At 65.5% G+C, this 24,598-nt stretch carries 22 protein-coding genes and 3 tRNA genes; 16 read left to right on the top strand and 9 right to left on the bottom strand.

What is annotated here, in order from left to right; translation table 11 throughout:
- The first annotated feature begins 40 nt into the window (after positions 1-40).
- The gene (locus tag ACIQF4_RS15470) at positions 41-1,525 is read left to right on the top strand and encodes a CoA-acylating methylmalonate-semialdehyde dehydrogenase (RefSeq protein WP_400516422.1); all 1,485 of its coding nucleotides are present in this window, start codon (positions 41-43) and stop codon (positions 1,523-1,525) included.
- Between the two features lie 71 nt (positions 1,526-1,596).
- On the opposite strand, the gene ACIQF4_RS15465 is transcribed toward ACIQF4_RS15470, so the two are convergent.
- Entirely contained in the window at positions 1,597-2,169 is a 573-nt protein-coding gene (locus tag ACIQF4_RS15465) for a hypothetical protein (RefSeq protein ID WP_400516423.1), read from the bottom strand.
- Between the two features lie 58 nt (positions 2,170-2,227).
- Complete coding sequence (locus ACIQF4_RS15460) at positions 2,228-3,097, bottom strand: SGNH/GDSL hydrolase family protein (RefSeq protein ID WP_400516424.1); 870 nt, start codon at positions 3,095-3,097, stop codon at positions 2,228-2,230.
- Between the two features lie 78 nt (positions 3,098-3,175).
- On the opposite strand from ACIQF4_RS15460, the gene ACIQF4_RS15455 reads away from it, so the two are divergent.
- Positions 3,176-3,826: an alpha/beta hydrolase gene (locus ACIQF4_RS15455; protein ID WP_400516425.1), complete on the top strand. Its 651-nt coding sequence runs from the start codon at positions 3,176-3,178 to the stop codon at positions 3,824-3,826.
- A 42-nt stretch (positions 3,827-3,868) separates the two neighbouring features.
- Here the strand turns inward: ACIQF4_RS15455 and ACIQF4_RS15450 are convergent, their stop codons facing one another.
- On the bottom strand, positions 3,869-4,096 hold the full coding sequence (locus tag ACIQF4_RS15450; protein ID WP_139028643.1) for an RNA-binding S4 domain-containing protein: 228 nt from the start codon (positions 4,094-4,096) through the stop codon (positions 3,869-3,871).
- A 33-nt stretch (positions 4,097-4,129) separates the two neighbouring features.
- Between ACIQF4_RS15450 and ACIQF4_RS15445 the strand changes: the two genes are divergently transcribed.
- The 3 genes from ACIQF4_RS15445 (at position 4,130) to ACIQF4_RS15435 (ending at position 7,736) form a co-directional block, all read left to right on the top strand.
- Positions 4,130-5,137: a DMT family transporter gene (locus ACIQF4_RS15445; RefSeq protein WP_400516426.1), complete on the top strand. Its 1,008-nt coding sequence runs from the start codon at positions 4,130-4,132 to the stop codon at positions 5,135-5,137.
- 176 nt (positions 5,138-5,313) lie between these two features.
- Positions 5,314-6,699 (top strand): glycine--tRNA ligase, encoded by a 1,386-nt coding sequence (locus ACIQF4_RS15440; RefSeq protein ID WP_104185255.1) that lies wholly within the window; start codon positions 5,314-5,316, stop codon positions 6,697-6,699.
- 2 nt (positions 6,700-6,701) lie between these two features.
- Positions 6,702-7,736 (top strand): GNAT family N-acetyltransferase, encoded by a 1,035-nt coding sequence (locus ACIQF4_RS15435; protein WP_350003701.1) that lies wholly within the window; start codon positions 6,702-6,704, stop codon positions 7,734-7,736.
- Positions 7,737-7,802: 66 nt separating this feature from the next.
- Here the strand turns inward: ACIQF4_RS15435 and ACIQF4_RS15430 are convergent, their stop codons facing one another.
- On the bottom strand, positions 7,803-8,627 hold the full coding sequence (locus ACIQF4_RS15430) for a lysophospholipid acyltransferase family protein (RefSeq protein WP_400516428.1): 825 nt from the start codon (positions 8,625-8,627) through the stop codon (positions 7,803-7,805).
- 9 nt (positions 8,628-8,636) lie between these two features.
- A complete protein-coding gene (locus ACIQF4_RS15425; RefSeq protein ID WP_400516429.1) occupies positions 8,637-9,389 on the bottom strand; it encodes an alpha/beta hydrolase in 753 nt (250 codons plus the stop codon).
- 142 nt (positions 9,390-9,531) lie between these two features.
- On the opposite strand from ACIQF4_RS15425, the gene ACIQF4_RS15420 reads away from it, so the two are divergent.
- The 6 genes from ACIQF4_RS15420 (at position 9,532) to ACIQF4_RS15395 (ending at position 15,802) form a co-directional block, all read left to right on the top strand.
- Positions 9,532-10,923, top strand: a complete 1,392-nt coding sequence (locus ACIQF4_RS15420) for a YibE/F family protein (RefSeq protein WP_400516430.1) — start codon at positions 9,532-9,534, stop codon at positions 10,921-10,923.
- An 88-nt stretch (positions 10,924-11,011) separates the two neighbouring features.
- Positions 11,012-12,190, top strand: a complete 1,179-nt coding sequence (dusB, locus tag ACIQF4_RS15415; protein ID WP_400516432.1) for a tRNA dihydrouridine synthase DusB — start codon at positions 11,012-11,014, stop codon at positions 12,188-12,190.
- Positions 12,174-13,472, top strand: coding sequence for a deoxyguanosinetriphosphate triphosphohydrolase (locus tag ACIQF4_RS15410; protein ID WP_231455322.1), 1,299 nt, complete (start codon positions 12,174-12,176; stop codon positions 13,470-13,472). Before dusB ends, ACIQF4_RS15410 begins: the two co-directional genes overlap by 17 nt.
- A gap of 67 nt (positions 13,473-13,539) precedes the next feature.
- Positions 13,540-15,480 (top strand): DNA primase, encoded by a 1,941-nt coding sequence (gene dnaG, locus ACIQF4_RS15405; RefSeq protein ID WP_400516433.1) that lies wholly within the window; start codon positions 13,540-13,542, stop codon positions 15,478-15,480.
- Positions 15,481-15,532: 52 nt separating this feature from the next.
- Positions 15,533-15,605 (top strand) — tRNA-Asn (locus tag ACIQF4_RS15400).
- A gap of 124 nt (positions 15,606-15,729) precedes the next feature.
- Positions 15,730-15,802, top strand: a tRNA-Asn gene (locus ACIQF4_RS15395).
- A gap of 53 nt (positions 15,803-15,855) precedes the next feature.
- Here the strand turns inward: ACIQF4_RS15395 and ACIQF4_RS15390 are convergent.
- The 3 genes from ACIQF4_RS15390 to ACIQF4_RS15380 all read right to left on the bottom strand — a co-directional run bounded on the left by ACIQF4_RS15390 (position 15,856) and on the right by ACIQF4_RS15380 (position 17,768).
- Positions 15,856-16,263 (bottom strand): hypothetical protein, encoded by a 408-nt coding sequence (locus ACIQF4_RS15390; RefSeq protein WP_400516434.1) that lies wholly within the window; start codon positions 16,261-16,263, stop codon positions 15,856-15,858.
- Between the two features lie 85 nt (positions 16,264-16,348).
- A complete protein-coding gene (locus tag ACIQF4_RS15385) occupies positions 16,349-16,540 on the bottom strand; it encodes a hypothetical protein (RefSeq protein WP_231455325.1) in 192 nt (63 codons plus the stop codon).
- Positions 16,541-16,544: 4 nt separating this feature from the next.
- Entirely contained in the window at positions 16,545-17,768 is a 1,224-nt protein-coding gene (locus ACIQF4_RS15380; RefSeq protein ID WP_400516436.1) for a multidrug effflux MFS transporter, read from the bottom strand.
- A gap of 177 nt (positions 17,769-17,945) precedes the next feature.
- Between ACIQF4_RS15380 and ACIQF4_RS15375 the strand changes: the two genes are divergently transcribed.
- From ACIQF4_RS15375 to ACIQF4_RS15355, 5 genes are all read left to right on the top strand, one after another.
- Entirely contained in the window at positions 17,946-18,797 is an 852-nt protein-coding gene (locus ACIQF4_RS15375; RefSeq protein WP_350003693.1) for a phage holin family protein, read from the top strand.
- Positions 18,798-18,893: 96 nt separating this feature from the next.
- Positions 18,894-19,517, top strand: a complete 624-nt coding sequence (locus tag ACIQF4_RS15370; protein WP_350003692.1) for a CDP-alcohol phosphatidyltransferase family protein — start codon at positions 18,894-18,896, stop codon at positions 19,515-19,517.
- Positions 19,517-20,425, top strand: coding sequence for a DMT family transporter (locus ACIQF4_RS15365; protein ID WP_231455329.1), 909 nt, complete (start codon positions 19,517-19,519; stop codon positions 20,423-20,425). Before ACIQF4_RS15370 ends, ACIQF4_RS15365 begins: the two co-directional genes overlap by 1 nt.
- A gap of 130 nt (positions 20,426-20,555) precedes the next feature.
- Complete coding sequence (locus tag ACIQF4_RS15360) at positions 20,556-21,752, top strand: glycosyltransferase (RefSeq protein ID WP_400516438.1); 1,197 nt, start codon at positions 20,556-20,558, stop codon at positions 21,750-21,752.
- Positions 21,753-21,823: 71 nt separating this feature from the next.
- Positions 21,824-21,897: transfer RNA gene (locus ACIQF4_RS15355), tRNA-Ile, on the top strand.
- On the opposite strand, the gene ACIQF4_RS15350 is transcribed toward ACIQF4_RS15355, so the two are convergent.
- A complete protein-coding gene (locus tag ACIQF4_RS15350) occupies positions 21,857-24,277 on the bottom strand; it encodes an AAA domain-containing protein (RefSeq protein ID WP_400579999.1) in 2,421 nt (806 codons plus the stop codon). The genes ACIQF4_RS15355 and ACIQF4_RS15350 overlap by 41 nt on opposite strands.
- Between the last annotated feature and the right edge of the window lie 321 nt (positions 24,278-24,598).

The raw sequence follows: 24,598 nt of genomic DNA, 5'->3' as shown, positions 1-24,598 counted from the left end.
GGCACCACAGCCATCTGAACTCCCTTAGAAAGAGACCTCCGTGCACACTATTCCGCATTACATCAACGGCACCCGCGTCACCGATGCCGAGCGGTTCGGCCCCGTCTTCAACCCTGCCACCGGCGAGCAGGAAAAGCAGGTGGCGCTTGCCTCAGCGGCCAGGGTTGAGGAAGCCATAGGCGCTGCCAAAGCCGCGCTGCCGGCCTGGCGGGCTGCGAGCCTCGCCAAGCGGACCAACATCTTTTTCCGCGTCCGCGAAATACTCAACGACCGCAAGTCCGAGCTCGCCGCGATCCTGACCAGCGAGCACGGCAAAGTCCTCTCCGACGCCGAGGGGGAAATCTCCCGCGGACTGGAGAACATCGAGTTCGCCACCGGCCTCTCCCACATGCTCAAGGGCGAACGCTCCGAGCAGGTGTCCAGCGGTGTGGATGTCCATTCCGTCCGGCAGCCCGTGGGCGTGGTGGCCTGCATTACGCCGTTCAACTTCCCCGCCATGGTGCCGCTGTGGATGATCGGCAGCGCCCTGGCGTGCGGCAACACGGTGCTTTTGAAACCCAGCGAGAAGGACCCGTCCTCCGCCGTGTTCATCGCAGAGGTCTTCGCCGAGGCAGGACTTCCGGCCGGTGTGCTGAACGTGGTCCAGGGCGATAAGGAAGCTGTTGACACCCTCCTGGAACACCGGGATGTCAAAGCGGTCAGCTTCGTCGGATCAACGCCCATCGCCCGGTCGATCTACAAGAGGGCGGCGGACCACGGCAAACGCGTCCAGGCCCTTGGCGGAGCCAAGAACCACATGGTGGTCCTGCCTGATGCGGACCTGGACATGGCCGCAGACGCCGCCATCTCCGCCGCCTACGGCTCTGCGGGTGAGCGCTGCATGGCGGTGAGTGTGCTCGTGGCCGTAGGCAGCATCGCCGATGACCTTGTGGCGGCAATCAAGAGCCGGATGGCCACCCTGAAAATCGGATCCGGCACGGACCCGGCTTCCCAGATGGGTCCGCTGATCACGGCCGAACACCGCGAGAAGGTTGCCTCCTACGTTGCCGGCGCCGAAAACGAGGGTGCAACCGTGGTTGTGGACGGCCGGACGCAGCAGTTCGATTCGAACGGGTTCTTCATCGGCGTCAGCCTGGTGGACCACGTCAAGCCCGGCATGAAGGTCTACGACGACGAGATCTTCGGCCCGGTCCTGTCTGTGGTCCGGGTGGACAGCTACAGTGACGCCGTCCGTCTGGTGAATGACAACGAGTTCGGCAACGGGGTTGCCATTTTCACCCGCGACGGCGGCGCAGCGCGGCAGTTCGAGTTCGACGTCGAGGCCGGGATGGTGGGCGTGAATGTGCCCATTCCGGTGCCGGTAGGCACCTTCTCTTTCGGCGGCTGGAAGAACTCCCTGTTCGGTGACACCCACATGTACGGACCGGACAGCATCCGGTTCTACACCCGCGGCAAGGTAGTGACAACCCGCTGGCCGGACCCGGCAACGTCAGTCATCGACCTGGGCTTCCCGCAGGTGGACTGAGCCGGCAGGTGGAATAAGTCAACTGACCTGGACCCGGGAGTCCCGCCCACGTTGCTCCTGTCCGGCCGGGGTCAGCCGTTCATGATCTCGCTGCGGCGGGTCATGTACTCCTCGACGGACAGCTCACCGTTGCTGTACTGCTGGTCCAGTTCCGCGAGCTTGCGCGCCCGGAACCCCTGCGGGGCCGACGGCGGCGGCGGGGGAGTGGCCGGGGCTGAAGGCTGTTGCGGGGCTTCTTCGTGCTGGTTCTGGCCGTAGGGCTGCTGCCCGTACGGCGGAAACTGCTGGTCCGTGGGCGGGACCGGCGGGACGGGCTGGATCGGCGGCAGGGGCTGGCTGGGCGGGAGCGGTGCAGGCCGCTCTATCTGGCGGAAACCGCCCGCGAGGTAGTCCTGCTGGGTGAAGCCGTCCCGCGGCTGCTTGCTCTGCGGACCGTTGGAGCCAAAGTCCCCGGGCCCGGGGAACTGACCAGCGCCGGGGAACTGACCAGCCCCGGGGAATTGCCCTGCGCCGGGGAACTGCTCCGGGTACCGTCCCGAGAAGGTTTGCTCCTGGTTCCGGCGGGCCACAGACTTCCGGTACATCCGCATGGCCATCGGAATCACGAATGACAGGATGATGATCCAGAAAAACAGGTTGCTCACGGTGCTAAGCCTCTCGTGTGTGTCCCTCCAGCTTAACCCCGGCGCGTTAGCAGCGGACTCAGTTCCGGCTTCCGGCGGCCTGCCCCAGCGGACCCTCGCCGGAGCCCAGCGGAACGCCCGGACCAAAGACGGGACCCGGCGTCGGCCGCTTCGCCGTGATGCCGTCTCCTGACGACTGGTTGCGCAGCCGGCGCAGCACCCAGGGCACAAAGTACTGGCGGGCCCACACCAGGTCCCCGGACCGCGCCTCCCGCCAGCTCCGTGGCGGGAACGGCTTGGGCTGCAGTGGCTGCAGGGTGTGCTCCACGTTCAGTGAATCAAGCACCATGGCGGCAATCGTGTGGTGGCCCAGGGGCGAGAAATGAAGCCGGTCCTCGTCCCACATCTGGGGGTCGCCGAGCTGGCGGAGGGACCACATGTCAGCAATGACGGCGTCGTGCCGGGCAGCGACAGTTCGCAGGTTCTCGTTGTAGATGGCCACCTTGCTGCGGATCCTGCCGAGCACGGACGTGCCGGTGTCCGGGCCATTGAACAGCACCACCGTGGCGCCGCCCATGGTGAGGATCTGAACCACGGAATCGAGCTTCGCGGCGAGGACATCCGGGTCCCCGCCCCGGCGGAGGAGGTCGTTGCCGCCCGCGGAGAGGGTAACCAGGTCAGGCTTCAGCGCAAGGCACGCGGCGAGCTGCTGGTCCACGATCTGCTGCAGCAGCCGGCCGCGGACGGCAAGGTTGGCATAGGCGAAGTCCGGCTGGATCCGGCCCAGTTCCTCGGCAACGCGGTCCGCCCAGCCGCGGTACCCGCCCGGGCTTGAAGGCTCGGGATCCCCGATGCCCTCCGTGAAAGAGTCACCCATGGCCACATACCGGGTCCACGGGTGGGAGCCGGCGGTCATGGATGGGGTCTCGATGGCGCTTGTGTCACTCACGGTCCTATCCTGCCTTTCGCTTCCCTGGCTACGCCAACGTAGGTAGTTACCTGTGGGTAACTGGTATGAATGGAAACCATGACTGACGCCGAAGTATTTCCTGCCCCTGTTGTCCTGTGGTCCCATCCGGAGGACCAGCGCGATGGCAAGCCCCTGCTGGTGCTCCTGCACGGCTACGGCGCGAACGAACAGGACCTGCTGAGCCTGGCCGACCTGCTGCCCGGCGGCTTTGCCGTAGCGTCCGTCCGCGCCCCCATCGCTATGGGTCCGGGGTTCACCTGGTTCCCGCTCACGGCCTCCATCGACTACTCGCTGGACCGCGTCAAGGAAGCATCGGCCTACGTGCTCGAATGGATCGACGCCATCAAGGTAGGGCACCCGTCCGTGTCACTGCTCGGCTTCTCCATGGGCATGGCTATGGCCACCACGCTCCTGCGCCAGCGGCCCACGGACTTCGCCGCCGTCGTCGGACTTTCAGGCTTCGTGGTGGACGCCGGCGACGATCCCAGCTTCAAGGACTCCGAGCTGGACGGCACCGTGCCCATGTTCTGGGGCCGGGACCAGCAGGACCCAGTGATCACACCGGACAAGATCGAATTCACCATGGGCTGGGTGCGCAAGCACGTCAAGCTCACCAAGGTCCTCTACACCGGCATGTGGCACGGTATCAACCAGCAGGAGATCGGGCACGTGGGGGAGTTCCTCACCCACGAGGTCCTGAAGAAGTAGGAAGAACGACGGCGGGCGGCGGCCCAGTGCCGCCCCGCGCCGTCAGGCTGCGGGCGCCACCACGCGCACGGTCTGGCCGTTCACCGTCACGGTGTCGCCATTGTGCAGCTGCCGGCCGCGGCGGTCGTCGATCTCCCCGTTGACCTTGACCAGCCCGTTCTTGATGAGCTCCGCGGCCTCCACGCCGTCCTCCACCAGGTTGGCGAGCTTCAGGAGCTGGCCCAGGCGGATCATGCTGTCGCGGATGGTGATCTCTTCAACATTGCTCATAGAAGCAATGATGCCTGACGTAGGGTTGATTCAATGACTTCCAGCCCCCGCCTGCCGCTGCTCGCAGGCCTTCCGCTCGCGGTGGGCGCGGGCCTCGCCATTCCCGTCCAGGGCCGGATTAACGGCGCCCTCGGCACCCGCCTCGACGACGGCATCGCCGCTGCGGTGGTGAGCTTCAGCACAGGCCTGGTGGTGATGGTCCTGGTCTCGCTGCTCCTGCCGAGCGGCAGGGCCGGCCTGGCCAGGATCCTGCCCGCGGTCCGCAGCAGGGCGTTTCCGCGCATCTACGTCCTTGCCGGCGGCATCGGTGCGCTCTTCGTCTTCGCGCAGTCCTTCACGGTGGGCATCCTCGGCGTGGCGCTTTTTACCGTGGCAACGGTCACCGGCCAGACGGTCAGCGGCCTGCTGGTGGACAAGCTGGGCATTGGACCGGCGGGCCGGAAGCAAGTCACGGCCATCCGCGTCATCGGCTGCCTCCTGACCATCGCCGCCGTCGCCTGGGCTGTGTCACCACGGTTCGCCGCAGCAGGTGGCGCCCAGGGTATGGCGGCCGACGGCGGGGCAGGACCAGGCGGCCCCGCAGCGCTCCTGGTCCCGCTCCTCCTGCCGGTGGCGGCAGGGTTCCTGATGAGCTTCCAGCAGGCCATGAATGGGACGGCCACCGTCCATTACGGCACACCCATCGCGGCCACCCTGGTCAACTTCATTGCGGGTTCCGTTGTGCTGTGGACGGCTTACGCGGTGAAGGTTACGGTGGCCGGACCGGGGAACCCGCTGCCCGCTGAGTGGTGGTACTACCTTGGCGGTCCCATGGGATGCGTTTTCATCGGCCTTGGTGCGCTGCTGGTCCGGAGCCTGGGCGTGCTGGTCACCGGGCTGGGCATGATCGCCGGGCAGTTGCTCGGCTCGCTTGCCCTCGATGTGGTGCTGCCAACGCCGGGATCAATCGTGGCGCCGGCCACGGTCCTTGGCACCGTCCTGACCCTCGCCGCCATCATCCTGGCCACCCTGCCCTGGCCGCGGGGCGCCCTGCGCAGGTAGCGCCTGCGCAGATAACACCCGGGCAGGCAGCGGCCGGTAGGCTAGGGCACGCAGCTTTTTCGCATTTTTCCTTCACCCGCCCCGCCCTGCAGCCAGAGGTATTCCGCCGCTGGCTTCGCCGGGGCCAGAAACCGCGGACCGCACCCAGCGGCCCTGTAGAAATTGGAGTTACCCCCATGGCAGCAAAATCCGTACTCGACCAGGTCATCTCCCTCTCCAAGCGCAGGGGATTCGTGTTCCAGGCCGGTGAGATCTACGGAGGTTCGCGCTCTGCCTGGGACTACGGGCCCCTCGGCGCCGAGCTGAAGGAAAACATCAAGCGGCAGTGGTGGCAGTCCATGGTCCGCGGCCGCGAGGACGTGGTGGGCCTGGACTCCTCCGTGATCCTGCCCCGCCAGGTGTGGGAGGCCTCCGGCCACGTGGAGGTCTTCTCGGATCCGCTGGTTGAATGCCTTTCCTGCCACAAGCGCTACCGCGCGGACCACCTCGAGGAAGAGTACGAGGAAAAGAAGGGCCGCCCCGCCGAGAACGGCCTCAAGGACATCGCCTGTGCCAACTGCGGCACCCGCGGCGAATGGACCGAACCGCAGGAATTCTCCGGCCTGCTCAAGACCTACCTGGGTCCCGTTGCCAGCGAAGAGGGCCTGCACTACCTGCGCCCCGAAACGGCGCAGGGCATCTTCGTGAACTTCAACAACGTGCTCACCACGTCGCGGAAGAAGCCGCCGTTCGGCATCGGCCAGATCGGCAAGTCCTTCCGCAACGAGATCACCCCGGGCAACTTCATCTTCCGCACCCGGGAGTTTGAGCAGATGGAAATGGAGTTCTTCGTCGAGCCCGGCACGGATGAAGAGTGGCACCAGTACTGGATGAAGGAGCGCATGGCGTGGTACACGGGCCTGGGCATCCGGGAAGAGAACCTGCGCTTCTTCGAGCACCCGCAGGAAAAGCTCAGCCACTACTCCAAGGGCACCACGGACATCGAGTACCGCTTCGGCTTCCAGGGTTCCGAGTGGGGTGAGCTGGAAGGCATCGCCAACCGCACCGACTTTGACCTCTCCACCCACGCCAAGGCCTCCGGAACGGACCTGAGCTACTTCAACCAGGCCACCAACGAGCGCTACACCCCGTACGTGATCGAGCCTGCCGCGGGCCTGACCCGCTCCTTCATGGCGTTCCTGGTGGACGCCTACACCGAGGACGAGGCCCCCAACGCCAAGGGCGGCGTGGACGTCCGTACCGTCCTGAAGCTGGATCCGCGGCTGGCGCCGGTCAAGGCTGCAGTCCTGCCGCTGAGCCGCAACGAGGACCTGTCCCCGAAGGCGAAGGACCTCGGCGCCCAGCTGCGCAAGAACTGGAACATCGACTTCGATGACGCCGGCGCAATCGGCCGCCGCTACCGCCGCCAGGACGAGATCGGCACCCCGTTCTGCATCACGGTGGACTTCGACACCCTCGAGGACCAGGCCGTGACCATCCGCGAGCGGGACACCATGAGCCAGGAACGCGTTTCCCTGGACAAGGTGGAGGGCTACCTGGCCGCACGCCTGATCGGCGCCTGAGCATGGCCATCGAATACCGCGAATGGCGTGAAGGCGATGACCTGGCGCTGCTGGAAATCTGGGGCGGCCCGGAGACCCACCAGGCGCGCCAGTTCCGCGGCGCCCTGGCGGTTTCCTCTGCCGGGACCAACGGCACGCCGTGGCGGCGCTGCATTGTGGCCGAGGACGTGATCGACGGCGTTGGGATTCCGGTTGCCGCCGGCGTCGTTTACGAAGCCTCCCTGCATCCCGAGCGGCTCTGGGCCTACATAGAGGTGGCGCGGGACCACCGGCGCTCCGGCATCGGTGCCACCCTGCTGGCGATGTTGCGCCGCGAAGCTGAGCACTCGCCGTCGGGCGTTACCAAGCTCCGCGCCAAGGTGGAGCCGGGCACCCCGGGGGCCGCCTTCGCTGAAGCCTTCGAACTGGCGCCCATCCAGCGGTCCCGGCTGGTGGTCATTGAACCGGGAGCCCTGCGGTTGCCGGTGTTTCCTGCCGACAGCAACGGCGGCGGGCCGGCCAATGACGAGAACGCCGGCTCCGACGTCGTGATGGACCTGGCCACGGGCTCCGTGGAGCTGACCGATGTGGTGGGCAGGTACTACACCTCCATCCACGGCTGGGATTCACCGGGCGTGCTGTCGGTGGGACAGGTGCAGAAGCTTTTCCTGGACGACCTCACCGGTGCGCACGGCGCAATCGTGCTGCGTGCCCGGCCCGAATCGGCTTTCGGGGCGGGAGTTGCTCCCAGCAAGAAGGGCCGGATCCGGGCTTTCGCCGTGAGCTATGCCGCGCCGGCAGACCCGGATGCGGCACCGGGCCAGGAGGATACCGGGGCGGAAACACCCACGGATGTCTTCGTCGGCCACGAGCCCGCGCTGGCCCCGGACGACGCCGCTGAAGCCGTCCGCGACATGCTCGCGCTGATCGCGTACCAGCACCCGGTCATGCTGGAACTGGACGACTCAATGGCCGCCCTCCGTGCCGCCGTCGAGCCCCTGCTCGACAACGGCAAGGCCCGGCTGGCAGGCGCGGAGACCCTGGTGGTCTCGGACTAGGCGCCGTTACCCAACCAGGCCGCAGCAGGTGTCGTTATGGAGCCCCGTTTCGACACCTGCTGCTGCCTAGTTTGGGCGGGGATCACGACGGCGGCCCCTGGCTGCGTCCTGCGCGTCGAGTAGCTGCCGCTCGGGTTCGGTCGGTGCGCTGCCGCCCAGGTGGGCGGGCATCCACCATGCGCCGGGCTCCGGCTGCAGCGGAAAGTCCACAATGCACTTCCCGACCCCGTCCTGGAGGCGGGCACGGAGTTCCTTAGTACCGGCCTCAACATCGTCGCCCGGCGCGAAGGCTAGCGGCTCACCCACATGGAGCCGGACCGGTGCCCGCCATGTCCTTCCGGGCGAAAAACCGTGGCCTCGGGTAAGGATCCGGTGGGCGCCCCAGACGGAGACGGGGATGACCGGAACCCCGGCTTCGGCCGCCATCCGGACCGCGCCGGTCCTGCACTCGCGGACGGTGAAGCTGCGGCTCACGCCCGCCTCGGGGAACACGCCCACATACTCCCCGGCGCGCAGCTTGGCCACCGCGGCATCGTAGGCGTCTGAACGGCCGCTGAACCCCACCACCACGTGGCCGGCAGCACTGATGGCCGGTCCGGCAAGCCAGTGATCGGCGGCGCCCTGATGGACCAGGAACCGCAGCTCCGCGCGCGAGTGCTCCCACAGCAGGAGCTCGGCGACGGCAAAATCGACGTAGCCAAAGTGCGTGATGGCAAAAACGGCGCCGTTGCCCGGAACCACAGCCCTGGAGGTGCCGGTCCTCGGCCCCGGAGGCGGCAGGTGTTCCGTCCCGCTGCTGATGATCCGGATCCGGAAGACCCGGCGAAGCAGGAGTGCACAGCGGACGATCACACGGTAGAAGGGGTCATTGGGTGCGGGACGCCATGCCATGGAAAGTCCCTACAGGGTTACCTGGACGGACGATTCCGGCAGCAGCCTGGTGAAGTCCGCGGGAAGGGGGAGCTCCTTGCCGATGCTTTCGGAGAATGCCTTAATCACAAAGCCGGTGGTCAGCGTCTGCCACACCCCGATTTTGCGGAGCATGAAGTGGCCTGCACCCTTAAGGGCAACGTACTGCATGCTGGCGGCCTCGGCGGAGGCGCGCCGCGCGAAGAGCAGGGACGCCGAAGCGCTGGTCCACCTGTCCGTGGTTCCGTGGACGATCAGCACCTTGCGGTTGGCGACGCCGGACGTGGGAGTTGACGGGTTGAGCCAGGGGGCAAGGGCGACGACGGCCTCCACCCCTGGGTGGTCCGCGGCGCACACGGCGGTGAGCCCGCCCATGGAATGGCCCACCAGGAACACCGGCACGTCAGGGTGCTGCTCCCGGATCCTTGCGAGTGCCCAGCGGGCGTCCTGCAGCGGCGACATGTCCGGGCCGTTCCAGCCGCGGACGCTGTTGCGGAGCGACCACACGGCCAGCCCGTGCTTCCGGCCGGCGCGGTGCAGGTCCCAGGCGAAGGGCACCATCCTGGCCGGGCTCAGGTGCCTGGCCTCCACGGGCTCACGGCTTTGGGACTTGCCCCCGTGCAGGACCAGGGCAACTCCCCGGGTGGGACCTGACGACTCCCGAACGCTGAGCACTGCCTCGCGGGCAGTGCCGGATGCTTCGAACGGGCGCGGGGCCCCCTTTTCCGAATTGCTGTTGGCCATACCTGGTACCTCCCAGTCCCCGATAATCCATTTATAAACCCTACGGTGCCGGACGTAGAGTTCAACGTATGAGGTTCTACAGCTGATGGGGTCCGGTCACTCCCACGCTTCCACAGGTCATTCGGAGCCGACGCCTCAGGCGATGGCTGCACGGCGGAAGGCAAACCGCATCCTCGCGGCAGTGCTGATTCCGCTGACGCTCCTCACCCTCGCGGGGATGGCCATGCTCTGGCCCTCGGGCAGCAAGGAGGGCATCTCCCTGGCCAACCCCTACTCGGCCGCGCCCGGGGTCACCTTCGACACCGGCACCATCCAAAGCGTGGTGACGGAAAACTGCATGCAGGGAATTGCCCAGCAGGGCCCGGACGGCCAGGCCCAAAACCAGCAGGGCCAGCAAAGCCAACAGGGGTCCGACTGCACCTTTGCCTTCACGGAGCCGGACAAGGGCGGAAGCCCGGTCAAGGTGGTGATCAACCCGGACGTGGCCAAATCCCACGGGGTGAAGACCGGCGACCAGATCCGGTACCTGAACCTGTCCAACGCCCAAGGCGCGTCCGCCGCCCAGGGTTCGCCAGCCTTCATCTTCGTTGACTTCGTGCGGACCCTGCCGATCGTCCTGCTGGCATTGCTGTACGCAGCGGTAGTGATAGCCGTGGCCCGCTGGAGGGGACTGCGCGCCCTGATCGGGCTTGTGGGCGCCTACTTCGTGCTGGCAAGCTTCATGCTTCCCGGGCTGGTGGAAGGAAAACCGCCGCTCCTGCTGGCCCTGGTGGGGTCCACGGTGATCATGATTGGGGTCCTGTACTTCGCCCACGGCTTTTCCGCCCGGACCTCCACCGCACTGCTGGGCACCATGTTCGGGCTGGGGATCACGGCGCTCCTGGCCGCGTGGGCAACCGGTGCCGCCAACCTTGCCGGGGTGGGGAACCACGAGGCAACCACCCTGGTGAACACTTCCGCCAACATCTCGATTTCGGGCGTCATACTGTGCGGGCTCATCATCTCCGGCCTGGGCGTCCTCAATGACGTGACCATCACCCAGTCCTCCGCTGTGTGGGAGCTCTACGAACTGGCGCCGGGCAGCAGTGCCCGGAAACTCTTCACCTCGGCCATGCGGATCGGGCGCGACCACATCGCGTCCACTGTCTACACCATCGCCTTCGCCTACGCCGGCGCGGCCCTTCCCATCCTCATCATCGTGATGCTCTACGATCGCCCGCTCGCCGACACCCTTACCAGCGCGGAGCTCTCCGAGGAAGTCATCCGCACCCTTGTGGGCTCTATCGGCCTGGTCCTGGCCATTCCGGTCACCACGCTGATCGCCGTGCTGGTGGTCAAGGCCACCGGCGTCCGGGCAGGAATCCCGGAGGCGCCGGCGGCACGGGCGCCCGAAGCAATCAGCCTGGATGAACCGGGGGTGACTGACACCGGGTCGCTGGCCGCCGCGGCCCTTGACCGCCAGTCACGCCTTCCCGCCGGAGACCAGGACGACGCACCAGCCACCAGGCGGGGACGCCGGGCGGACCGCGGTTGAGCCACTCCGGTTGGCTCCACCTTCTGGCCACTTCAGTTGACCAACCCGGCCGGCCGCCCGATTTGCCCGGCTTTGCAACAATGGACAGGTGACTGTTGCAGCAACTCCTCCCGCCCCCAAGCTGGAACTCCCGCCCCTGAAGCTGGGTCCCATCACCGTGGACACGCCAGTGATCCTGGCGCCCATGGCCGGCATCACCAACTCCGCCTTCCGCCGTCTCTGCCGTGAATACGGCGGCGGAATGTACGTGGCGGAGATGGTGACGTCCCGCGCCCTGGTGGAACGGACGCCGGAATCGCTCCGCATCATTTCGCATGACGACGACGAAAAGGTCCGGTCTGTCCAGCTGTACGGCGTGGACCCGGTCACGGTGGGCAGCGCCGTGCGGATGCTGGTGGAAGAGGACCGCGCAGACCACATCGACCTGAACTTCGGCTGCCCGGTGCCCAAGGTCACCCGCCGGGGCGGCGGCTCGGCCCTGCCCTGGAAGATCGACCTTTTCACCTCCATCGTGCAGACCGCCGTCAAGGAAGCGTCGAAGGGCAATGTCCCGCTGACCATCAAGATGCGCAAGGGCATCGACGACGACCATCTCACGTACCTCGACGCCGGCCGCATCGCCCGCGATTCCGGGGTCGCCGCCGTCGCCCTTCACGGCCGCACGGCCGCGCAGTTCTACTCCGGACAGGCCGACTGGTCCGCCATCGCACGGCTGCGTGAGGCCCTGCCGGACATCCCGGTACTGGGCAACGGTGACATCTGGTCCGCGGAAGACGCCGTCCGGATGGTCCGCGAAACCGGTGTTGACGGCGTGGTGGTGGGCCGCGGCTGCCAGGGCCGGCCCTGGCTGTTCGGTGACCTGCAGGCGGCCTTCGAAGGCAGCGACATCCGGCATAAGCCGAATCTGGGCCAGGTAGCCCAGGGCGTCTACCGGCACGCCGAACTGATGGTGGAGACGTTCGGTGACGAGGGCAAGGCGCTGCGGGAGATCCGCAAGCACATCGCCTGGTATTTCAAGGGCTACGTGGTGGGCGGCGAACTCCGTACCCGGATGGCGCTGGTGAACAGCCTCGAGGAGCTGCGCGCCGCCCTGGACGAGCTGGACACCGCCTCTCCCTACCCGGGTGTCGATGCCGAAGGCCCCCGCGGCCGCGCCGGCTCACCCAAGCGCCCCGCGCTGCCCAAGGACTGGCTCGAGTCCCGGGCCCTCAACGCCGACCAGTCGCGGGACATCTCCGCGGCGGAACTGGATGTTTCCGGTGGCTGAGACGCGCACTGCCGCCCCCGTCTTGCCGGGCTACGACACCCACGACTCCGCCCGGTGGGTGGAGGAGCCGCCCAAGAACGTCTACCGCTCCGACTTTGAACGGGATCGCGCCCGGGTGCTCCATTCCTCGGCGCTCCGCCGGCTGGGCGCCAAAACCCAGGTGGTGGCACCGGACACGGATGATTTTGTCCGCACCCGCCTGACCCACAGCCTCGAGGTCGCCCAGGTGGGCCGCGAGCTGGGGCGCTCCCTTGGCTGCGATCCGGACGTCGTGGACACCGCCTGCCTCAGCCACGACCTCGGCCACCCGCCGTTCGGGCACAACGGGGAATCGGCTCTGAACGAGGTGGCCCACGCCATCGGCGGCTTCGAGGGCAACGCCCAGACCCTGCGGCTGCTGACCCGGCTGGAGCCCAAGGTGCTGACGCCCGACGGCCAGCCCGCAGGCCTGAACCTCACCAGGGCCAGCCTGGATGCGGCAGCCAAATACCCGTGGTCCGCGCTGGAAGCCCCGGTGATCCACGGCCAGCGCACCAGCAAGTTCGGCGCCTATGAGGACGACCTGCCGATCTTCAACTGGATCCGGGAGGGGGCTCCGGAGCGCCGCTCCTGCCTGGAGGCCCAGGTGATGGACCTTGCTGACGACATCTCCTACTCGGTGCACGACGTCGAGGACGCAATCGTGGCGGGGCACTTCCAGCTGCGCTGGATGGACAACCCGGACCACCGTGCCCGGGTGGTGGGGTACGCCAAGCAGTGGTACCTGCCGCACAACGATCCCGCCGCCATCGACGCCGCCCTGGCCCGGCTTGAAGCCACGGACGTCTGGGTGCGCGAGGCCGACGGCAGCCGCAAGTCCATGGCGGCCCTGAAGAACATGACCAGCCAGCTGATCGGCAGGTTCTGCCAGAGCGCGCTGGAAACCACCCGCGCCGTGTACGGTCCGGAGAACCTGACGCGCTTCAACGCCGAACTCATGGTTCCGGACGAGACCGTCATGGAGATCGCCGTCATGAAGGGCCTGGCCACCACGTTCGTGATGACCACCGAGCACCGCCAGCCCATCTACGAGCGCCAGCGGGAGGTGCTCCACGCCCTGGTCACGGCCCTGAGCGCCACCGGCGACCGCCACCTGGAACCGATGTTCGCGGCGGACTGGAGGGACGCGCCCGACGACGGTGCGCGCCTTCGCGTGGTGATCGACCAGGTGGCGTCGCTGACCGACGGCTCGGCACTGGCCATGTACGAGCGGCTGGTGGGGAGCCTGCCGTCGCTGTGGTGATTGGCGCTGTGGTGAGGTATCCCACGTGGCACCCGTCGCCGTCGTACCCCAAGGCTAGGATGGCTCTGTGCCAGGGCTGATCAAACGCGAAGATATTGACGAAGTACGCCAGCGCACGGACATCAAGGAAGTGGTTGACGGGTACGTCACGCTCAAGGGCGCCGGGCTGGGGACCTTCAAAGGCCTGTGCCCCTTCCACGACGAACGTTCCCCTTCCTTCACTGTCCGGCCGCAGGTTGGCCGGTACCACTGCTTTGGCTGCGGTGAGGACGGCGACGTCATTGCGTTCGTGCAGAAGCAGGACCACAGTTCGTTCCAGGAAGCCGTGGAGAAGCTGGCCGCCCGGATCGGCTACGAGCTGCGGTATGAGGACGGCGGAACCGGGCCCAACCGGGAGGAAGTGGGGCGCCGGCAGCGGCTGCTGGATGCCCACAAGATCGCCGACGAGTTTTTCCAGGGGCAGCTGCTGACGCCCGGGGCCGCGGAAGCGCGCACCTTCCTGCATGGGCGCGGCTTCGACCGGGCAGCCGCAGAGCAATTCGGCGTCGGGTACGCACCGCAGGGCTGGGACGCGCTCCTCAAGCACCTCCGCGGCCGGGGCTTCACTGACGCTGAGCTGAAGCTGACGGGCATGTTCTCCGAAGGCAACAGGGGGATCTATGACCGCTTCCGCGGCCGCCTCATCTGGCCCATCCGGGACATCGCCGGGGACACCATCGGCTTCGGCGCCCGGAAGCTTTACGAGGACGACCAAGGCCCGAAGTACCTCAACACCCCTGAGACCACGCTCTACAAAAAGTCCCAGGTACTCTACGGGATCGACCTCGCCAAACGGAACATCGCCAAGGAGCGGCAACTGGTGGTGGTGGAGGGCTATACGGACGTGATGGCCTGCCACCTTGCAGGAATCACGACGGCGGTGGCCACCTGCGGCACCGCGTTCGGCACCGAGCACATCAAGATTGCCCGCCGCCTGCTCTCCGACGACGGCACCGGGGGAGAGGTCATCTTCACCTTTGACGGCGACGCCGCCGGGCAGAAAGCCGCTCTGCGCGCCTTCGAGGAGGACCAGCGCTTCACCGCCCAGACCTACGTGGCGGTGGAGCCCTCCGGCGCGGATCCCTGCGACCTGCGCCAAAGCAGGGGCGATGAAGCCGTGCACGCCCTGGTGCAGTCCCGCCGGCCGCTTTTCGAGTTCGCCATCCGGACCACCCTGAAGCAGTTCAACCTGGACACAGTGGAGGGGCGCGTCCAGGGCCTGAAAGCCTCCGTGCCGGTGGTTGCCGCCATCCGGGACGCCTCTACCCGGACGGGCTACTGCCAGGCGCTCACGGGCTGGCTGGGGATGCCGGACCCCAACGAGGTGCTGCGCCTGGTCACGGCAGAAGTCAAAAATGCCGCCAAGCGCGGCGACCAGGGCGGGGCCCCCGCTCCCGCGACCCGGACCTCCGCGACTCCCTCCGCCCCCGCAGCCGCACCGGGAGGTCCCGGCGTTGCTGCAGGGCCGCCGTCGGGAGCCGTGCCGTCCTACCACCGGCCCGACCCCCGGGACCCCGTGGCCTCCATGGAACGGCAGGCGCTGGAGGTTGCGTTGCAGGAGCCCTCGCTCCTGGTTGGCGGCGTCTGGGAACGCTTTTCGGCTGCCCGCTTTGCCACCCCCGCTTTCCAAGCCGTCCACGACGCCATGCGGGCCACGGACCCGGCCCTCGCCGCCGACCCCGTCCGGTGGGTCGAGCACGTGATGCACGAGGTTCCGGAACCGTTGCGCCCCCTGGTGTCCGAGCTGGCTGTTGTTCCGCTGCCCGCCAGCACCGAGGAAGCGGTGCAGAAGTATTGCCGGGACATCCTCTCCCGGCTGTTCGAGCTTCAGATCACGCGGGTCAAGGCGGACAAGATGGGCCAGCTCCAGCGGCTGGACCCTGCGGCTGACCCGGAAACCTACCAGCGCCTCAACCGCGAACTCATGATGCTGGAGATGGAACGCCGGGCGCTCAGGTCTGATGCCTGACCCCCGATTTCGCTTCCAGCCGGGGTCTTTGCTAGGCTAATACCCGCTTCATTCCTCCTTAGCTCAATTGGCAGAGCATTCGACTGTTAATCGAAGGGTTGCTGGTTCAAGTCCAGCAGGAGGAGCGCGCAATCCCCGTTCCGGCCTCCGGAACGGGGATTTTTTTATGCCGGAAGCTGCCCTCCAGGGCCGCAGGGATGCCGATTTCACTTTGTCCGGAATCCTTTGCTAATGTCATACCTGCTTCATTCCTCCTTAGCTCAATTGGCAGAGCATTCGACTGTTAATCGAAGGGTTGCTGGTTCAAGTCCAGCAGGAGGAGCAAACCGAAAAAATCCCCGTTCCTCCCTTGTGGGGGACGGGGATTTTTGTTTTCTAGACGAAGTCCATTTCCACCTGGAGGAAGCGCTCCGCCTCCACGATGGCGGCCAGGAACGCCTCTTTCTCGGTGGGTGACTTCCGGGGCTGGCGGGGATTCCACTCGTGGGGGGCCGAATGGATGCGGACCACTCCTGAGTCTGGTGGCGCGTAGAAGATCCCGAAGCGCTGCACGGGCCATTCGGGGGAGGTCTCGGGGGCTACCAGCAGGGCGGCGTTGAAGGCGGGGTTGAACCACTGCGCGATGGGCCGGCGGCGGTCCTCAGTGAACAGCCCGGCGGCATAGAGCGCTGCAGACTGTTCGCCTGTCTGGGCACACAGCCGCTCCCACCACAGTGGCAGTATCCGGTTATCGCACCGTTGCCATGTGGCCGGAAGCGGCGGTTGTTCCTGCCAGGTGGGCACAAACACCATTTTATCGCGGGTACCCTGCAGGCGGCAGGCCATCCACGTCCGCCGCGCGCTTTGCCTGCTCCCGGTTGCGGCGGCGTCAGGGTCGGTTCCAGGGCCCCGGGTTGACCCGGTACAGCAGCGCCGAACCTGCAATCATGCCCAGGACAATGCCCATGGCGGGGTTGCCCATGGCCCTGCCCGCAAAGTAGCCCGCGACGGCGCCCAGCACCGCGCCGAGGAAGAGTCCCCGGCGATTCCGGTGCGGCCTGCGCTTTGAGGTGTCCTTCATGGCGTCAGTGGATCGAGGGAACGGTACGTGGCCGGACCACCAGCCACAGGGCTGCCATGGCAAGCAGGATGCACGCTCCCTGCACCGCGCCCATGGGTGCGGCGCTGGTGATGCCCAGCCAGCCGACAACCGGGGAAATGAGCCCTGCCATCATGAACGTCGAGAATCCGAGCAGGGAAGCTGCGGTGCCGGCCTGGCCCGCATGGCCGGCCAGGGCGAGCACCTGAACGCAGGGGAACATGAAGCCAGTCCCCAGGATGTAGAACCACAAGGGAACCAGCACGCCCCAGAGGCCGAACCCCAGCTGGTCGAACACCACGATCAGCGTGGCCATCACGAACATCCAGGCAGTGGCAGCAGCGATGATCCACTGCGGCGGCACCCGGCGGATGAGGCGGGAGCTGGTTTGGATGCCGGCCACGATGCCCAGCGAGTTGATGCCGAACAGCAGGCCGTACTCCTGGGGCGAAAAGCCGAAAACGTCCTGGAACAGGAACGGGGAAGCGGACAAATAGGTGAACAAGCCGCCAAAGTTCAGCCCCGCCACAAACAGCAGCCCCACAAAGACCCTGTCGCTGAAAAGGATCCGGTAGCGCTGGCGCGCGGTCAGGCCGCTCTGGCGGCGCTTTTCAGGAGGCAGGGTCTCGCGGACCAGGAACAGGGCAGAGACGATCACCAGGGTCCCGTAGGCGGCAAGGAACACGAAGATCCCGGGCCACTCCATCACCAGGAGCAGCTGTGAACCGATCACCGGCGCCAAAATGGGTGCCAGGCCGTTCACCAGTGCCATGCGGGAAAACATCTTCACCATGGCATAACCCGAGAAAAGGTCCCGGACCATTGCCATGGCCACAACGCCGCCGCCGGCAGCCCCCACGCCCATCAGGACGCGGGAAATGCCCAGCATGGTGATATCCGTGGACAGGGCGGCACCCACGGACGCCGCGATGTGCAGTGCCGTTGCCAGGATGAGCGGGGTCCGGCGCCCGAACCTGTCGCTGAAGGGGCCCACCACCAGCTGGCCGATGGCAAAGCCCACGGTGGTGCCGGCCAGGGTCAGCTGGACCTGGGCCTCGGTCACGCCGAGGCTCTCCTCCAGGGCCGGGAACGCGGGAAGGTAAAGATCGATCGTGAACGGACCCAACGCCGTAAGGGCGCCGAGCAGCAGGATGTAAAGGAGTTTCCGGCGGCGGCTCAACAGGTCGCCCGGATTGCTGGGAATGGTCACGGAGATCAATCCTAGGCCCGGCGCTGCCTAATTTTGCAGCGTTGTAGGGCACGCCGCACGGCAAGCCCCGAAGTTCGCCCTTAACCTGAATGATAGTTTTGGTGCGGGGACTGTGCAGCTGCACTTTCCTGCAGCATACGGAAGCCGATTCGACCCATAACCAGTAAGGCGGAACCGATGAGCGGACGTCACAGCGGGCGTACCAGCCAGGGATTGCGCATCACTGCGCTGCCCAGGACGCTTAAACTCCTTTTCCGGTTGGCGCCGCGCCAGCTCAACGACGAAATCGCCTTCGCGAAGATCGAGCTCAAGCGCAAGGGAATCCAGGTCGGGGTTGCCGCTGCCTTTTTCGCCGTCGCCCTCGTTTTCCTTCTCTTCCTGGTGGTGGGCCTCATCGTCGCAGCCATCATGGGACTGGCAACCATCATGCCCGCCTGGCTGGCAGCCCTCCTGGTGTCCGCGGCCTTCCTCCTGATAGCGCTGATCGGCGGCCTGATCGGCGCCCGCAAGTTCAAGAAGGCCATGCCGCTCATGCCGGAGGAGACCATCCGCGGCATCAAACACGATATCGGTGTGGCCAAAGAAGGCTCTTCGTTCAACCCCGCTGTCCTTGATCCCAACAGTCCCGAGGCCAAGGCCGCGAAGGCCGCAAAGGATGAAGCGGCTGCCAAGGCCAAGGCCGAGAAGGCAGCCAAGGCCGCTGAGCACGACAAGGAATTCCCGCACGCCTCCGAGCCCGAGCTGGTACGCCGGCTCAGCCAGCGCCGCCACCACCTCACCGAAGTGCGCGACGAACTCGGCACCGAGCTGGACGTCAAGACCCAGGGAAGGTACCTGCTGGCAACGGCCCAGGACAAACTGCGGGAGGGCCAGGCCCTGGCCGGCCACGGCCGGGACATCGCCGGGCAGAAGTTCGCAGCATTGTCCGGATCCGCAGACCTGGAACAACGCTGGAAGCCGCTGGCAGCCTTCATCGCCGCGGGAACCGTCTTCCTGGTCCTGGTGCGCAAGCTCCTCCGGACGTACTAGCACCGGTAGCGGGCGGGCGTTCCGGCAGCCCGCGGAAGTTCAGGGAAAAACGGCAATAGCGCTCGCAGGGGGCAGCAGGAAGGAAAGGGGGACGGGGTGAAGTTCATTGGTGCCGGCTCCCGTCCCGGACGCCCCCAGGTTGACCACGACCTCGTGTTCACCATTCCCAACCTGCTCACCGTGGTGCGTTTCATGGGGGTGCCGCTCTTCATTTGGCTTGTCCTGGGCCAAAAGGAATACGGTGCCGCCGTTGTGGTCCTGGCCGTCATGGCCAGCACCGACTGGGTTGACGGGTACATCGCCCGCCGCTTCGACCAAACCTCCAAACTCGGCAGGGTCCTGGACCCCATCGCCGACCGCCTGGCGCTCATAGCGGTGGCTGTCACGCTGGTGATTGCCGGCGTCGTCCATTGGCTTTACCTGGCCGCCCTGGTGGTCCCGGACGCTGTCCTGCTGACCATGACGCTGTTCTTCTTCCGGGGCCACCCGGACCTTCCCGTCAGTGTGGTCGGCAAGGTGCGCACCGGCCTGCTGCTGCTGGGAACCCCTCTGCTGGTCCTCTCACGGCTGGACACAGGGTTCTCCACTGCATTGTTCGTCGCCGCGTGGATAGTCCTGGGCCTGGGCCTGGTTGGCCACTGGATTGCTGCCTACAACTACTTCTGGGCCATCCTGCGGAAGGGCAGAATGCAGGCACATCACGACGACGGGGCCGCCTGATGGTGTGGATGGCAGTCGGTCTTGCGCTGCTTGGCGCCTTCTGCCTCGCCCTTGGTGCGCAGCGCCAGGGGAGTGCCGTCAAAGCCGACACCGGCGGCCTTGCCCTGAGCTCCAATGGCTTCCTGCGCCTGCTCCGGAATCCGCGCTGGGTGTTCGGCCTGCTGCTGCTGTGTGCCGGCATGGCCATGAACGCCGTGGCGCTCGTTTCGGCCCCGCTGACGGTTGTGCAGCCCATCGGCGCCATCGCCCTGGTGATCACCACGATCATCAATGCCAAGGACCAGGACCTCACCATCAACCGGGCAACCGTGGTGGCTATCGCGGCGTGCGTGACCGGCTCCGCGCTCTTCGTCCTCCTGGCTGTCAACGTCACACAGGAAAACCACGATGTAACCCTCGCCGACGAGGTCACCATCGTGCTGCTGCTGGCGCTCGCCGTCGGACTCTTCGGCACCCTGGCCGTTATGTTCAGGCACCGGATCAACGCTTTCGTCTATATCCTGGGTGCCGGGGTCCTCTTCGGGTTCGTGGCCGTCCTGACCCGGATCATCGGCAAACACCTGCTCGATCCCAACGGGCTGTTCCTGCTGAACGTGCAGTGGTACTCCGTGGTGGCCCTGATCGCGGCGGGCGGGCTGGGGTCGTGGTTCGTCCAGAGCGCCTACTCGTCGGGTCCGCCGGACCTGGTGATCGCAGGGCTCACCGTGATCGATCCGCTGGTGGGCATTGCGATCGGCATTGTGATCCTCGGCGAACTGCGGCCGGATGTCCACGCCGTGATGGCCATTGCCATGGGAACCGCCGCCTCCCTTGCTATCGTTGGGGTGATCGCCCTTTCCAGGCACCATCCTGAGGTCACGAAGCGCAAGAAGGACGCGCGGAAGGCCGTGGGCAGGGCGAGCCGCTAGCCACTGTCCACCTGATCCCATCCCTCATTCCGCAAGCAAGATTCACCACGAGGCCAGGCGCCACCGCGCCGCCGGCCAACTGTGCTGCCAGTACATGCTGTCCGCACCGTGACCATCAGGAGCTCTCCACGTGACCACGCCCGCAGACCAGCGTCCCCTGACCATCCTGATCGCTGCAGACACCTATCCGCCGCACGTCAACGGAGCGGCGCAGTTCGGCTACCGACTGGCCAAGGGAATGACCGGCCGCGGGCACGACGTCCATGTGCTGGCCTGCCGCGCGGACAACGGAAAGAGCTTTACGGAGTTCCGGCCTGAGGGGACGGTCCACAGGCTCCGTTCCCACGGCGTCCCCACGCACGAGTACTTCCGTATTTGCCTGCCCTGGGAGATCAAGAAGGAAATCAGCCTCCTTTTTGACCGGGTAAAGCCCGATGTGGTGCACATCCAGAGCCACTACATGATCGGCGAGCACGTCCTGTACGAGGCCGTGAAGCGCGGCGTCCGGATTGTTGCCACCAACCATTTCATGCCGGAGAACCTTAACCCGTTCCTGCCGTTTCCGCAGTGGTTCAAGGACATTATCGGGAAGATTTCCTGGAAGGACATGGGCAAAGTGATGGGCAAGGCGGACGTGGTCACCACGCCCACCCCGCTTGCCGCCAAGGCCATGCACCAGCACGCCTTCCTGCGCAAGGTCCTGCCGTTGTCCAACGGTATTGACTCCGCCGCCTACGAACTCCAGCCCGGCGAGCAGATCGAACCCCATGAGCACCCCACCGTGATGTTCGCCGGCCGGCTGGCCGAGGAAAAGCACGTGGACGTGCTCATCGAAGCCGTCAGCAAGACTCCGCCGGAACTTAACGTCCACCTCGAGATTGTCGGCGGCGGCGAAGTCCGGTCCTCCCTGGAAGATGTGGTCCGCCGGCTGCGGATGACCGACCGGGTGAAGTTCCTGGGCCTCGCCAGCGACGAGGAGCTGCGCCGGGCCTACATCCAGGCCGACCTGTTCTGCATGCCAGGAACGGCAGAGCTGCAGTCCCTGGTTACGCTCGAGGCGATGTCTGCCTCCACCCCTGTGGTGCTGGCCGATGCCATGGCCCTGCCGCACCTGGTGCGCGACGGCGAAAACGGCTACCTGTTCACGCCGAATGACAGTGACGACCTTGCCAAGAAGATCACCATGGTCCTGGAGCTGCCAGCGGACCAGCGCGCCGCCATGGGCCAGGCCAGCCGGCAGATGGTGGAACCCCACAGCATCGAGGGCACGTTGCAGACTTTCGAGGACCTGTACCGTGGAGCACGCTTCGAAGACAAAGTGGTCTGAACGCTTTCCCGGATTTGCTAGAGTAATTTTGCCCTGGCACCGCGTACCGATCGCGGGCGGCCCGGGCATGGGGGGCTATAGCTCAGCTGGTTAGAGCGCGGGACTCATAATCCTAAGGTCCTCGGTTCAAGTCCGAGTAGCCCTACTTTCTGATACCGGCCGTTGGGCAGGGCTGTCGCAGCCGAGAGCCGCTGGCGAATCAGATGCGGTTCCCCGCTTCCGGTGGTCGGTAGCCGCAACAGCTGGATCCCGTGCGTACGGCAGATCTCGTCCTTCAGGTGGTCCCGGGCCTTCTGTGTCTGGTCGTCTTCATGGAAGGCAAACCCGTCAACCTCGATCGCGAGGACCGGCCTGTTGGTGATGCGGTTGTAAACCATGAAGTCAACGCTGGCCCGGTTCCGGACAAAGGTGGCCTGCTTGGTGGTGAGCCTGGACAGGTCAGGCAGCAGGTTACCCAAGAGGACCTGCGGGGCTACGGCCAAGTCCTTGAATGGCTCCTCGGCAATTATGTCGAGCAGCACTGTCCACATGATGTTCTCGGAAGCGAAAGTGGAAGTTGTCTGCAGACGGGCGGCTAAAGGCTGAAGCGCTGCTGAATATTCTTTGTACAGGAGGTCGAAAACAGAAAGGACCCCACTCTCGAAGACACCGTCGTCTGGATCCTGGTAGTGGATGAAATGGACCAGGTCACGAAGATGGCGGCTGGCAGGGAGCATGTCGTGATTTGTCACCAGGACAAAACGCTTGATGGCCCGGGAAACCGCTACGTTGACCAGTTGTGGGCTATCCACGAAGTCGACCCCGGAATTCCCGTCCCTGGTCTCGTCCAGGACCGTGCTCATTATGATGATTTCTTTTTCACGGCCCTGGAACTTATGGACTGTGTCAGCCTGGATGCTGTTGAGCAGGGCATCCGCCACTTTGTCCACTTGCCTGCGGTACGGGGTGACCACTCCGATATCCTCGTGCCGGGTGCCTGAGCAGAACCGTTCCAGAACTTCCTTCGCAATGACATCGGCTTCGCGCTGGTTGGTCCGCCCTCCGCCCAGGTGCTGCCGCATGTGATTACCGGGGGCCGTGCGCACCACTGCAAGTGCCGTCCCTTCCGGGTCACTCTTGGTGTAGGGCACAAGCTGCCCGCCGTAAAACTTCCTGTTGCAGAAGTCGATGATCGCAGGATCGCAGCGGTAGTGTTCGCGAAGCATCGTCCGGGGAACGTCGGCCCCGAAGCGCTCGATGCTAGAAGACAGGATGTTGTGCCGCCCGTAGTCGTAGCTCGGCGCCGGTGCTGGGCTGGCACGTTTGGCAGCTCCCAAGTCTGCAATGTGTTGAAGCTGCTGCAGGTCTCCGACGACTATCACATTGCGCGCGCAGGAGAGCGCCAGGCCTGCAGCGAGCAGGTCGACTTGGGAAGCCTCATCGATAATCAAGTAATCGAACAAGTATCCGTCAGGGACGCTTCTCCGCAAGGAGTGGCAAGTACTCAACACCACTGGATAGCTGTTGGTAAACGATGTGAACTGCCGGAGGTAGGAGTTGTCTGTGTAGTCCTGTGGCCGGACGCCGGCATAGCGGCGATACAGACTTGCCTTGAGCGACTCCTGCGATACATGCCGCAATTCATCCTCGAGCGCGGCAAAGTCGTTTTCGGCCAGATGTATGGCGGCCTGCTCAATCTGCTTATCCAATTCCGCAATCTTGATGTCGTAGTAGGCTGCCTGAAGACGCATGACTACGTCGGTGTCACCGTGATCTATGGTCCGGGTCGATCCGTACCGGAAACGGCTCCTTATTTTGCGAAACAGCCGTCGTAGCGGGGCCTCGTTCGCTGGAATTGAAGCTGTCTCAGCCAGGAACTCAAGGATGCGACTGGACGGCCCCTGCAGCAGGGCCAGGGCCGGCAGGGGAGCCGGATCGTGCTTGGCGACGTGGTGGCCGAAGTGGCGCTGTTCAAGCTTGTAGGCATCAAGTTCCTGGCGCTTTACTGCCAGTTCCCTGGCCACTACTTGTAACCGCTGCAGGCGCGAGTCGAGTTCCGATATCCCGCCAGCGTCTGGCATTGCAACAGGAGACGCTCCCGCGCTGCGTTGCATAGCCATATTCTGGGCGTGCTGTTGCTCGAAGAAATCGCGTCTTAGATCGGTCCGCCTCAAGTCTGCAACAACGTGACCGAATCCCTCCTTGGCCAATTTGTCGCGAACATTTTCCACGGCGGCATTGTTAGAGGACACGATGCCCACGCTCTTCCCCGGGTAGCGAATGATGTTTGCCACCAGGTTGAGGATTGTCTGTGTTTTTCCCGTGCCCGGCGGTCCGTCGATCACTGAGATACGGTGGGTGAGACCCTTTCTGAGGGCTTCCCGCTGGCTGATGTTGGAAGAGAACGGAAAGATATAGCCCTCACCCTCAGCCTCAGGATCGGGAGCGTGCCCGTGAAGGTAGAGATTGAGGACGCTTTCCTGCGGGACTGTGCGAAAGTTCGCGTAGGGTCCGCGCAGTGGATCGTCCTGCGCCAAGTGGGACACGACGTCCTGCCAGTAGCTCAGGATCTTGTGTGCATCACTCCCGGTGTCAGGGTTTTGGGCGATGCTGACTTCTTCATGACGACAAGTCCGGTAACTCTCGCCGGCCCTGTCTGGGAAGAAAGCCCTCCACCATGTCCCGGCCGGTCCGCGAAAGCACAACAGGTCAGTGACCCCATGGAGGGTCTGGCCGTTGAAACGCACGGAGGTCCCGCGGTCAATGTTTGTGCTGACGGGGTCACGGAGGATCGTCACGTTCCGTTCCGCATACCTGTAGCCACGGGGGCCCTTCGCCGTCCGGAAGGTGATGTGGATGACGTCCCC

The organism is Pseudarthrobacter sp. NPDC092202 (genome assembly GCF_044755505.1).
Lineage (GTDB): Bacteria > Actinomycetota > Actinomycetes > Actinomycetales > Micrococcaceae > Arthrobacter.
The sequence above is the reverse complement of the archived record's forward strand: the minus strand, read 5'-3'. Positions and strand labels throughout refer to the sequence as shown.

Excerpts from the sequence above, each read along its gene's own strand:
- ACIQF4_RS15455 (WP_400516425.1), top strand. The coding sequence starts at position 3,176 with ATGACTGACGCCGAAGTATTTCCTGCCCCTGTTGTCCTGTGGTCCCAT.
- ACIQF4_RS15450 (WP_139028643.1), bottom strand. The coding sequence starts at position 4,096 with ATGAGCAATGTTGAAGAGATCACCATCCGCGACAGCATGATCCGCCTG.
- ACIQF4_RS15445 (WP_400516426.1), top strand. The coding sequence starts at position 4,130 with ATGACTTCCAGCCCCCGCCTGCCGCTGCTCGCAGGCCTTCCGCTCGCG.
- ACIQF4_RS15440 (WP_104185255.1), top strand. The coding sequence starts at position 5,314 with ATGGCAGCAAAATCCGTACTCGACCAGGTCATCTCCCTCTCCAAGCGC.
- ACIQF4_RS15435 (WP_350003701.1), top strand. The coding sequence starts at position 6,702 with ATGGCCATCGAATACCGCGAATGGCGTGAAGGCGATGACCTGGCGCTG.
- ACIQF4_RS15430 (WP_400516428.1), bottom strand. The coding sequence starts at position 8,627 with ATGGCATGGCGTCCCGCACCCAATGACCCCTTCTACCGTGTGATCGTC.
- ACIQF4_RS15425 (WP_400516429.1), bottom strand. The coding sequence starts at position 9,389 with ATGGCCAACAGCAATTCGGAAAAGGGGGCCCCGCGCCCGTTCGAAGCA.
- ACIQF4_RS15420 (WP_400516430.1), top strand. The coding sequence starts at position 9,532 with ATGGCTGCACGGCGGAAGGCAAACCGCATCCTCGCGGCAGTGCTGATT.
- ACIQF4_RS15410 (WP_231455322.1), top strand. The coding sequence starts at position 12,174 with ATGTTTCCGGTGGCTGAGACGCGCACTGCCGCCCCCGTCTTGCCGGGC.
- ACIQF4_RS15385 (WP_231455325.1), bottom strand. The coding sequence starts at position 16,540 with ATGAAGGACACCTCAAAGCGCAGGCCGCACCGGAATCGCCGGGGACTC.
- ACIQF4_RS15375 (WP_350003693.1), top strand. The coding sequence starts at position 17,946 with ATGAGCGGACGTCACAGCGGGCGTACCAGCCAGGGATTGCGCATCACT.
- ACIQF4_RS15365 (WP_231455329.1), top strand. The coding sequence starts at position 19,517 with ATGGTGTGGATGGCAGTCGGTCTTGCGCTGCTTGGCGCCTTCTGCCTC.